At 62.0% G+C, this 10,468-nt stretch carries 10 protein-coding genes and 1 pseudogene; 4 read left to right on the top strand and 7 right to left on the bottom strand.

What is annotated here, in order from left to right; all coding sequences use genetic code 11:
• The 3 genes and pseudogenes from KW849_RS07020 to KW849_RS07010 all read left to right on the top strand — a co-directional run.
• A pseudogene (locus KW849_RS07020) lies at window positions 1-257 on the top strand (dolichol-phosphate mannosyltransferase); the annotation flags it as partial.
• Entirely contained in the window at window positions 254-532 is a 279-nt protein-coding gene (locus KW849_RS07015) for a lipid-A-disaccharide synthase N-terminal domain-containing protein (protein WP_218428721.1), read from the top strand. The pseudogene KW849_RS07020 and the gene KW849_RS07015, both read left to right, overlap by 4 nt.
• Window positions 533-535: 3 nt before the next feature.
• Complete coding sequence (locus tag KW849_RS07010; protein ID WP_218428720.1) at window positions 536-2,086, top strand: glycosyltransferase family 39 protein; 1,551 nt, start codon at window positions 536-538, stop codon at window positions 2,084-2,086.
• Window positions 2,087-2,322: 236 nt separating this feature from the next.
• Here the strand turns inward: KW849_RS07010 and KW849_RS07005 are convergent, their stop codons facing one another.
• The 3 genes from KW849_RS07005 to KW849_RS06995 all read right to left on the bottom strand — a co-directional run bounded on the left by KW849_RS07005 (window position 2,323) and on the right by KW849_RS06995 (window position 5,048).
• Window positions 2,323-3,354, bottom strand: a complete 1,032-nt coding sequence (locus tag KW849_RS07005; RefSeq protein WP_218428719.1) for an NAD(P)-dependent alcohol dehydrogenase — start codon at window positions 3,352-3,354, stop codon at window positions 2,323-2,325.
• Window positions 3,355-3,489: 135 nt separating this feature from the next.
• Window positions 3,490-4,371 (bottom strand): NmrA family NAD(P)-binding protein, encoded by an 882-nt coding sequence (locus KW849_RS07000; protein WP_218428718.1) that lies wholly within the window; start codon window positions 4,369-4,371, stop codon window positions 3,490-3,492.
• Window positions 4,372-4,406: 35 nt separating this feature from the next.
• Window positions 4,407-5,048 (bottom strand): HD domain-containing protein, encoded by a 642-nt coding sequence (locus KW849_RS06995; RefSeq protein WP_218428717.1) that lies wholly within the window; start codon window positions 5,046-5,048, stop codon window positions 4,407-4,409.
• Between the two features lie 123 nt (window positions 5,049-5,171).
• Between KW849_RS06995 and KW849_RS06990 the strand changes: the two genes are divergently transcribed.
• Window positions 5,172-6,191: a GlxA family transcriptional regulator gene (locus tag KW849_RS06990; RefSeq protein WP_218428716.1), complete on the top strand. Its 1,020-nt coding sequence runs from the start codon at window positions 5,172-5,174 to the stop codon at window positions 6,189-6,191.
• 59 nt (window positions 6,192-6,250) lie between these two features.
• On the opposite strand, the gene KW849_RS06985 is transcribed toward KW849_RS06990, so the two are convergent.
• The 4 genes from KW849_RS06985 to KW849_RS06970 all read right to left on the bottom strand — a co-directional run bounded on the left by KW849_RS06985 (window position 6,251) and on the right by KW849_RS06970 (window position 10,438).
• The gene (locus tag KW849_RS06985; protein ID WP_218428715.1) at window positions 6,251-7,018 is read right to left on the bottom strand and encodes a metallophosphoesterase; all 768 of its coding nucleotides are present in this window, start codon (window positions 7,016-7,018) and stop codon (window positions 6,251-6,253) included.
• 208 nt (window positions 7,019-7,226) lie between these two features.
• Window positions 7,227-8,699, bottom strand: coding sequence for an aldehyde dehydrogenase family protein (locus tag KW849_RS06980; RefSeq protein WP_218428714.1), 1,473 nt, complete (start codon window positions 8,697-8,699; stop codon window positions 7,227-7,229).
• Window positions 8,692-9,519, bottom strand: a complete 828-nt coding sequence (locus KW849_RS06975; protein WP_218428713.1) for an ABC transporter permease — start codon at window positions 9,517-9,519, stop codon at window positions 8,692-8,694. Before KW849_RS06975 ends, KW849_RS06980 begins: the two co-directional genes overlap by 8 nt.
• Before the next feature lies 1 nt (window position 9,520).
• Window positions 9,521-10,438, bottom strand: coding sequence for an ABC transporter permease (locus KW849_RS06970; RefSeq protein ID WP_218428712.1), 918 nt, complete (start codon window positions 10,436-10,438; stop codon window positions 9,521-9,523).
• Window positions 10,439-10,468: the final 30 nt, after the last annotated feature.

The following is a 10,468-nucleotide window of genomic DNA, read 5'->3' as shown; positions in this document are numbered from 1 at the left end:
GCCTGAAGCTGATCGAGCGCGCGGCGTTCTTGCGCCTGCCGTACTTCGACCACATGCATCGCTACATTCCGGCGCTGATCCAGCGGCATAACGGGCGCATGATCGTGCACCCGGTCAACCACCGGCCGCGCACGGCCGGGGTGTCGAAATACGGCAATCTCGACCGCGCCCTGGTCGGTATTCTCGATTTATTCGGCGTCTGGTGGCTGATCAAGCGTACGCGGCTGAACACCATTGCCCAGGAGATCGAAGGATGACGTTGACTCGTGAAACCCTGTGGCTGCTGGTCGGCTTTGCGGGGCAGGTGGCCTTTACCGGGCGGTTTGTCCTGCAGTGGCTGTACAGCGAGTACAAGAAGCGCAGCGTGATCCCGACCAACTTCTGGTACCTGAGCATCGTCGGCAGCACCTTGTTGCTCGCCTACGCCATTTACCGCCAGGACCCGGTGTTCATCGCCGGCCAGGCGTTTGGCTCCCTCGTCTATTTCCGCAACCTGCAATTGATTGCCAAAAGCACAAGCGTAAAGGAATAAACCATGCGTAGATCACTGTCGCCCAGGGTCGAATGCCTGGGCCTGATGCTGCTTGCCCTGCTGTTGATCGGCGCGGGGCTGGGGTTGCGTCAGGCACAGAATGTGGACGAAGAACGCTTCCTTGGCGTCGCACTGGAGATGCTGCAAAACGGCTCGTGGCTGATCCCGCACCGGGCCGCCGAGATCTACGGCGACAAGCCGCCGATTTTCATGTGGACGGTGGCGTTCTTCACCTGGCTGACCGGCAAGCCGAACATCGCCCTTTATATCCCGGGGCTGTTTTCGGCCGTGACGGTCACGGCGATGGTCTATGACCTGGGCCGTCGCTTATGGACCCAGCGCACCGGGCGCAACGCTGCGCTGTTGTACCTGGCAACGTACCAGACCTACAGCATCCTGCGCACTGGCCAGATCGACAGCTTGTTGATTCTGTTCACCTCCCTGGGCCTCTACGGTCTGGCGCGGCACCTGCTGCTGGGACCTGCGTGGCGCTGGTTTTACGCGGGCTGCGCAGCGATGGGCATTGGCGTGATCACCAAGGGCGTGGGTTTCTTGCCGGCGCTGTTGCTGATTCCTTACGCCTATGCGGTGCGCAAGGACTGGCCCGGTGTGGTGGCCATGCCCGGCGAGGCGCGCAAGTGGTTGCTGGGGTTGGTGGTGATGCTGGCAGCGATTGCGATCTGGCTGTTGCCGTTGGCCTTGTCCATCATCGTCAATGGCAGCGCTGACGAAATTGCCTATGCGCGGGAGATTCTCCTGCACCAGACCGCGGGCCGTTATGCCGCCGCGTGGCATCACCGCGAACCGTTCTGGTACTTCTTCACCAACGTGATTCCGCAGTACTGGCTACCGCTGGTGCTGGTGCTGCCATGGCTGGTGCCCGCCTGGCGCCGGCAGTTGCAAAAACGTGACGGCCGGGTCCTGGTATTGCTCGGTTGGGTACTGCTGGTGGTGCTGTTTTTCTGCATCAGCACTGGCAAGCGCAAGTTGTACATCTACCCGGCGCTGCCCGGGCTGGTGCTGGTCGCCGCACCGTTGATCCCGTGGCTGCTCAAGCGCTGGTTCAAAAGGCACCCGCGTTTGCGTCGGGTGTTCCCGGCATTGGCTGCGACCTGGTTCGTACTGTGGTTCGCCCGTGGTTTCATCGAACCGCTCAAGGAAGGCGCCAACATTGATCAGGTGCTCATGACCCAGGCGGCATCCATGACCCAAGGCGCCGATCTGGTGCTGGTCAACTGGGAAGAAGGGCACTGGTTGTTCGCCCGTCAGCCGATCGTGCATTTCGGCATGGATTACTCCTCCGTCGAGAAGGCTGCGCAGTATCTGCGCGAACACCCCAAGGCCTACGCTCTGGTGCCGGATGACGTACTGAACCAGTGCTTCAAACCCGAAGCGGTGCGTGAACTGGGCGAAAACTCCCGGGCGAACTGGTCGATCGTAGGCGCTGATGCCGACAACGGCAAATGCCTCCCGCAAGAGGCCGGCAAAGCCTATCGGTTCACCTGGAATGACCCGCACATGCCAGCGCTGCCGGCGCAGGTGACCAATCCCTGAGGACCAAAAAGGGGCCGCTTGAATAAGCGTAATGCTGTTCACTTAAGGACGAACACTGTATCTGTGGCGAGGGAGCTTGCTCCCGCTGGACTGTGCAGCCGTCCCATTTTAGGGGCCGCTTCGCGCCCCAGCGGGAGCAAGCTCCCTCGCCACAGGCACTTATTGCTCTATCTATACCTCTTAAATGAACAGTATTACGCTTGAATAAGCGGCCCTTACTCTTCGTTCGTCGCCTGTCACTGACTGGCGTCCAGCACCACGCGATATCGCGCCTTGCCACTGCGCAAATGATCGATGGCTTCGTTGATCCGGCTCATGGGAAACATCTCGACCTGCGGCAGGATCTGATGGCGGGCGCAGAACTCCAGCATCATCGCGGTGTTGGCCGGTGAGCCAACCGGTGAGGCGGACAAGACTTTTTGCTGGGGAATCAGGTTGAACACGTGCACTGGGATGGCGTCGGGCACGACGCCGACAAAGTGCAGGCGACCCTTGCCGCGCAAGGTGGCGAGCATGGCCGTCCAGTCGAGGTTGGCGTTGGCGGTGACCAGGAGAAAATCCAGGGTGCCGGCAATGGCATTGAGCGCATCCGTGTCGGTCGAGGCGACCACCTTGTGCGCGCCCAGGCGCCTGGCTTCGTCCTGCTTGCTCAACGATGAGGTGAAGGCGGTGACTTCGCAGCCCCAGGCGTTGAGGAAGCGCAGCGCCAGGTGACCGAGGCCGCCGATGCCCACCACACCGACCCGGTCAGTGGGCTTGATGCCGAACTCCACCAGTGGGTTGAACACGGTCGAGCCGGCACAGAACAACGGCCCGGCCATCGCCGGATCGAGCCCGGCCGGGATCGGCAAGGCCCAGGCCCAGTGCGAGCGAATGCGGTCGGCAAAGCCGCCATTGCTGCCGATGATGGTCGGTTGCACGGTGCGACACAGGTTATGCGAGCCTTCGATGCACGACGTGCAATGCATGCAACTGCCCTTGTACCAACCGATGCCCACTCGTTGGCCCATTTCCAGGCCTCGAACCTGGTCGCCCACCCGCACGATACGGCCGACCACCTCGTGGCCGGGAATAAACGGGTAGCTACTGATGCCCCAGTCGTTGTCGATCAGCGACTGGTCGGAGTGGCAGACGCCGCAATATTCCACGGCGACTTCCACCTCATCGCTGCCCAACGGGCCGGGATCGTAGCTAAAGGGTTCCAGTGGCGCGCCTGCTGCCGTGGCGGCCCAGCCGGTAAAGGTGGTGAGTTCGCTGCTGTCGCTCATGGGATACCTCCAGATCAGAAGTCAGGGGTCTTGGCCGCTGGGGTGCAGCGGCGGAGCGAGGAAAGTGTAGCGGGTTGCCGGCGTTGCATCGGGCGCGAGCGTGGATACTTGAACACCCGACGCATACACCCGCGGTCACTGTTCGAACAATTGGCGATTGGCCCGTACGAAGTCGGCCACCGTTTGCGGTGCTTGACCGGTTACTTGCCCGATCACGCCGTCCACTCCGGAAAAGATCCCGTTCTGGTAATCGACCGCCACCGCCAGGAAGTGCTGGATGACAAATTCCGGCAGATCGTAGATCTGCAGGTGCTGGCGATACTCCTCCAGCGTCGACGGACTGTAGGTGATGGTGCGGCCGACGATGGCACTGATTTCCTCGGCAATTTGCTGATGGCTCAGTTCGACGGGACCGCACAACGGGTAGGTCTTGCCGATATGGCCGGACGGCTGGGTCAGGAGCCTGGCGATCACACGGGCCTGGTCTTCGGCGGCAATCGGTGCGTGCCGCCCGCTACCGTACGGTAGCGTTATTTTGTTTTCCTTGACGATCTGATCCAGCACCCACGGAAAAATCAGCCATTCGGAAAAGAACGTCGGGCGAATGTGCACCACTGGCACGCCCGACCAGTCGAGTACGCGCTCGGCAATCCAGTGGTCGCGGGCTGCGTGGCTCAGCGAGTCTTCGCGGGCGGAGATCTGCGACATTTCCACCACCACCTCGACGCCTGCGCGCCGTGCGGCATCGGCAAAGTAGGCGGTCGCCTGAATGTAGCCGGGGCGAACCGGGTAGCACAGGTACGCGCCGGTCACGCCATCCATGGCGCGCAAGATGTCGTCATGTTCCAGCAGGTCGCCGACAAAGATTTCGGCGCCCTCGTTCTGCAAGGCGGCGCTGCGTTCGTCCAGTTGATGCACGAAGGCGCGCACTGCATGACCTTCATTGAGCAGATGGCGGACGGTGTAGACGCCGGTTTTACCGGTTGCTCCGGTGATGAGGTATTTGTGTGGCTGCATGATGGGTTCTCTCACTGTAATAAACGGGAAGTGGATCAGCTGTCGAAGGGTGCGTTGTCGATCAGGTCGCAGACATTCGGGCAATCGAAGCCATGGACATGGCGGCGCCCGACTTCGGCAAGCCCGGTACCAATGGCCGTATAGGGCTTGTTCCTGGCCACTTCGGCAACGGCCTGGGTAAAGGCCGCTTTCATGCCGATGCGGGGGTAAAGCGCGAGCGTGTCGTCGACCAGCGAAGGGGTGATTTCATCCAGGTGCAGGCCCATGACATCGACATGGGCGCCCAGATAGATCAGGGCGATTTCCGGCTGTTTGCGGTCGGCGATGCCGGCGCTGGAATGCAGGGCAATCGCATCCCAGACCTGTTCGGCTTTCGCCTGCGCATAACCGTTCGCCAGGAGAAAACGACGGGCGGCATCGGCGCCATCGACTTCAAAGCGCTGGTCGGCGGCAAACTCGGGCGTCAGCCCCAGATCGTGCAGCAGTGCCGCGAGGTAGACCGCTTCCCGGTCGTACTTAAAGCCCCGGCGCTGGCCAAGGAATTCGGCAAACCACCATGTCCGGTGCACATGATGCAAAAGCGCCCTGGAGTGGACGCGCTCCACGAGCGATGCGGCTTTGCGGGCTAGCTCGGAGTCTGGAGCGCTGAGGCCGCCGATGTTGATGGGTGTATTCATGGTGCCTCCCGGGAATGACGTTGACTTGCCATTCACTCTAGGGATTTGCCGTGTGGCGCAATTGACTATTTACGGATGATTTGTGCCAATATTGGCGCCTCGAACGTGCAGGAGTCCGCCGTGATGAGCAAGAAAAAACCCGACCATACATTGAGGGGCCGCACACCAAAACGCGTGGTGATTCTGGGGTTGCCACCCGTCGACGGGCTCGACGTCATCGGCCCGGCCGAGGTGTTTTCCCTGGCGAACACTCTGCACGACGGAGCCTTCGCGCCCTATGTGCTTGAACTGGTCTGCGCGGGAGTCAACCCGCAAATGGCCAGCAGCACCGGCATCGGGCTCATGGCGCACACGACCCTCGAGCACGAGCGGCGTGCCGACAAGACCATCGACACGCTGATCGTGGCGACGGGCTGGCAGGCAATCGATCGACTGGACGGGGCGGCCATCGAATGGATTCGCACGAGGTCTGAAAGCGTGCGACGGGTGTGCTCGATCTGTGTCGGCGCGTTCGCCCTGGCAGACGCGGGGCTGCTGGACGGGCGCCGGGCGACGACTCACTGGCGCATGGCACGCGATCTTGCCGAGCGTTATCCCAAGGTGCAGGTTGATCCGAATCCGATCTGGATCAAGGACGATAACGTCTATACCTCGGCCGGTATCTCGGCGGGCATCGACCTTGCCTTGGCGTTGGTCAGCGAAGACCTGGGGGATGACGTTGCGCTGGACATCGCGAAAAACCTGGTGCTGTTCCTGCGCCGTCCCGGTGGGCAGGCGCAGTTCAGTGTCGCCCTGCAATCGCAGCAGGTGCCCGGTTCTAATCTGGATGGGCTGTGCCACTGGATCAGTGAGCACCTGAGTTCACAGCTGACCGTGGAAATCCTCGCAGACCGCTTTGCTACCAGTGTCCGCACCTTGATCCGGATCTTTCAACGCGAGTTGCAGACCACCCCGGCCAAGTACGTTGAAGACGTTCGGCTGGAAGCCGCGTGCCGGGAGCTCGAACTGGGTGGGCGGTCGATGGAGGAGGTCGCACGCCGATGCGGTTATCACAGCATTGACGTACTGAGGAAGGTTTTCGTCCGGCGCCTTGGCGTGAGTCCCAGGGAGTACGCGCAACGCTTCGCGCCAGACGTGGGGTAGGGGCTTTCGGAGAATGTCGGACTGTTCGAGGCGCTGGAGCTGATGATCTGAGCGTTACCTCAGAACTCCAGATCGATCACCAAGGCCTCATCGAAATCAGGATTTTCATTGATGCCATTCCTGGCATAGCCCCGGGGGTTGCACACCACGCGGGTGTTGCCCACCCGATAATCGAAGCTGCCATGGGTATGGCCGTGCAGCCACAGTGCCGGTTGCCAGTCTTTGATCCGCGCTTGGAGGTCCGAGACAAAGCTTGAGTTGATCGGTGAATCGGCAAACGTCGGGCTGATGCTCGACCGGGTCGGGGCGAAATGCGAGACCACCACCGTGGGTGTGTTGCTGTCGCGGGTGAAGCAGTCTTCCAGCCAGGCGACGGTCTGCAGAAACACCAGTTGGGAAATGGCCGGCGTGAACAGGTCGGGGAAATCGGGGGCGATCCTGATGTGGCTGAAGTCACGGATCAGCTGGGTCGCCAGATCGATGCCCAGCGCCCGATCCTCGGGGCTATCGAGCAGACGGTAGTCAGACCACAGCGTGCAACCGAGAAAACGTACGCCGTCGTGGAGGTACTCCGAACGTTCCAATACGTGGATCTGTGTGCCTTGCGCCAGGCTGTTCAACTGTTCGTAGGTGGAGACCAGGTCACTGCCATAAAACTCGTGATTGCCCGCCACGTACAGCAGCGGAACCGGGCAAGCCCTGGCCCACTCGATGGCCTTGGCCGGCCGGGCGATGTCCCCGGCGAGTACAACGATATCGGCCTCCACGGCGGGAAAAGGGACCGTGTTGACGGACAGGTGCATGTCGGACAGCAAGGCGATGCGCATGGATCAACTCCGGCGTGTCTTGAAGGGCAGGTCAATCAAGTTACGCGTTGATAACCCGTTGCCACAAGCCTGCTGGTCAGCACGAATCCCGTGGCCGGCCACAATCACTGTAGGAGCGGGCTTGCACCGGGCGGCGATCCGACGAAGAGGCCGACACATTCAACAGAGATGTTGGCAGACAGACCGCTATCGCGAGCAGTTGACCTGTTTACTTCAAATACCACCCCCAAGGCTGGTCACTGACGTACTCGGTTACCTGCTTGACCTCCAGATAATTGTGCAACCCCCATTGGCCCAGTTCCCGGCCGATGCCGCTGTGCTTCATGCCGCCCCAGGGCGCTTCGACGAAGGTCGGTTGCGAGCAGTTGACCCAGACGATCCCGGCACGTAGTTGGTTGGCGACCCGGGCGGTGCGCTGCAGGTCGGCGCTCATCACGGCGGCGGCCAGGCCGAAGCGGCTGGCGTTGGCCATTTGCACGGCTTGCTCTTCGGTCTTGAAGCGCTTGATGCACAGCACCGGGCCGAACACTTCTTCGCGCCACAAGATGCTGCTGTGGCCGGGTTCGTCGAAGATGGCGGGTTCGATGAAATAACCTTCGTTTAAATGAGCTGGGCGCCGTCCGCCTGTGAGCAAACGGGCTCCGCTGGCCAGGCCCTGGTCGATGAACCCCAGCACCTTGTCGTACTGGCCCTGGCTGACCAGCGGCCCCAGCAGCACACCCGGCTGCATGCCGGGGCCGATGCTGATCTTGCGGGTTTCCTCCACCAGCCGTTCGATCAAGCGAGAGGCGATGGCTTCCTGCACCAGCAGGCGTGAAGTCGCGCTGCACACCTGGCCCTGGTTCCAGAAGATGCCGAACAGAATCCACTCCACCGCCGCATCGACATCGGCGTCGTCGAACACGATGAAGGCAGACTTGCCGCCCAGTTCCAGACTGATGTTCTTGATGTCCCGCGCCGCCGCCGACATGATTTTCGCCCCGGTGGGCACGCTGCCGGTGAAGGCCAGTTTGTCCACGCCCGGGTGTTCGGTGAGCGGGCTGCCAGCGTCGGCGCCGAGACCGGTGACCACGTTCAGCACCCCGGCAGGCAAGCCGATACGATCGGCGGCGGCTGCCAGTTCCAGCGCGGTCAATGGCGTCAGTTCGGACGGTTTCAACACCACCGTGGCCCCGGCGGCCAAGGCTGGAGCGACCTTCCACGCGGCCATCAACAGCGGGTAATTCCACGGGATGATCTGCCCGGCGACGCCAATCGGCTCGTGGCGGATGCGGCAGCGAAAACGCGCGTCCGGCAAGGCCAGCGGCTGGTCCTGCTGCTGGTCCAGTTCGCGGGCCAAACCAGCGTAGTAACGAAAGCAACCAATCGCATCGCCGATGTCCCACTGTGCTTCGGGCAATGGCTTGCCGTTGTCGCGCACCTCCAGCTCCGCCAGCGCCTGCTGACCACTTTCCAGTTCATCGGCCAATGCCTCCAGCCATTGCGCACGCTCGGCGCCGCCGGTCTGGCCCCAGCCATTGTCGAAGGCGCGCCGGGCCGCGCGCACGGCATGGTCGACGTCCTCTTCAGTACCTGCCGCTACCCGGTGGAAGGCCTGTTCGGTGGCTGGGTCGATCACGTCCAGATAGCCACCCAGGTCCGGGCTGACCCATTCGCCGTTGATGTAAAGCTGATCACGCATGGTGAGACTCCTGGACGCCGGTGCGGCGGTTTTGCAGATGGCGGGAAGTGAACAGCAGGGCCAGCGACACGCAGATGATCACCGTGGAAATCGCATTGATCTCTGGCGTAACGCCGCGGCGGATGGAGGAAAAGATGTAGATCGGCAGCGTCGTTTCGGAACCGGCGACGAAGAACGCGATGATGAAATCGTCGAAGCTGAAGGTGAAGGCCAGCAGGAACCCGGCCATGATCGCCGGACTGATCTGCGGCAGGGTCACCCGCCAGAAGGTGTCCATCGGTGGCGCGTACAGGTCCGCCGAGGCTTCCAGCAAGGCCTTGTCCAGCGAGTCGACGCGGCTGCGCACAATCACCATGACCAGGGCCATGGTGAACAGCGAATGCGCGGCGATCACGGTAAAGAATCCCATGTTCAACTTCGGCACCGTCGGCAACCAGCTCGCCAACAGCGGGTTGATCAGGTCGAACAGGCTGATGAAGGCAATCAGTGTCGAGATACCGATAACGATGCCCGGCACGATGATCGCGCAGTAGGTCAGGGCATCGAACAGCAGGCGCACTTTGTCGCCGCAGCGCTGCAGGCCGAACACCGCGAGGGTGCCGAACAGCGTGGCAATCACCGCCGAACTGAAAGCGATCAGCGCACTGTTGCCCAGGGCTTCCATGATGAACGGGTTGTCGAACGCGGTGCCGAACCATTGCACCGAGCAGCACTGGAACGCCAGGCCACTGCGCCCGGCGTTGAAGCTGAACAGCACGATCAGGGTAATCGGCGCGTAGAGAAACAGGTACAGTGAAGTGGAATAGCTGCGCAGCCACATGTCACAGGCCTCCGTCGGCAGGGCGGCCGCCGTAGCGCGCCACCAGTTTCAAGTACACGCCGATGATCAGCAGCATCATCGCCACCAGCGTCATGGCCAGCGCACTGCCGAACGGCCAGTTGCGCGATTGCAGGAACAGGTCGACCAGCGCGTTGCCGACAAAGAACACCTTGCCGCCGCCGAGAATGGCCGGGATCAGGAACTCGCCCATCAACAGGATGAACACTAGCATCACCCCGGTGATGATCCCCGGCGCGGACAGCGGCAGGGTGATCCGACGCAAGCTTTCGAAAGCGCTGGCACCCAGGTCCGCCGAGGCTTCGAGCAGGCGCTTGTCGAGTTTTTCCAGGCTGACGTAGATCGGGAACACCATCAGCGGCAGGTAGCCGTAGACGATGCCGATCAGCACCGCCCACGGCGTGTTGATCAGCCGCACATCCTCAAGCCCCAGGCTGGCCAGCAGCGCCGGAATGCCCTTGCCGCTGAGGATGAAAATCCACGCATAGGTGCGGATCAGGAAACTGGTCCAGAACGGCACGATCACCAGGGTCAGCAATAGCGAGCGGTTCCGTGTGACCTTGACCGCGAGGAAGTACGCCAGTGGATAAGCCGCCACCAGGCACACCAGCGTGCCCAGCGGCGCCAGCATCAGCGTATTGCTGAACGCCGCGCCGCGAGAACCGAGATTCAGGTAGTTGGCCAGGGTGAAACCACCGGCGTAACCGCCCACGGCGCTGCGCTCGCCGAAACTGAAGACCAGGATGATCACCAACGGCATCAACAACAGCAGCAGGAACCACAGGGTCGAAGGCAAGAGCATCAGCAGAGTGATGCGCCGGCCCAGGCTGCGCCGTTGGCGAACCTCGACCGGCAGGGCCCGGCCCGGCTGCACCGATTGCGGGTGGGCGGCGGCATTCATGGGTGACTCCTCATTGGCCATGGTCAAGCG

Source organism: Pseudomonas sp. PDM26 (assembly GCF_019219185.1).
GTDB lineage: Bacteria > Pseudomonadota > Gammaproteobacteria > Pseudomonadales > Pseudomonadaceae > Aquipseudomonas.
Note: the sequence above shows the minus strand (reverse complement) of the source record. Positions and strands in the feature narration are given on the sequence as shown.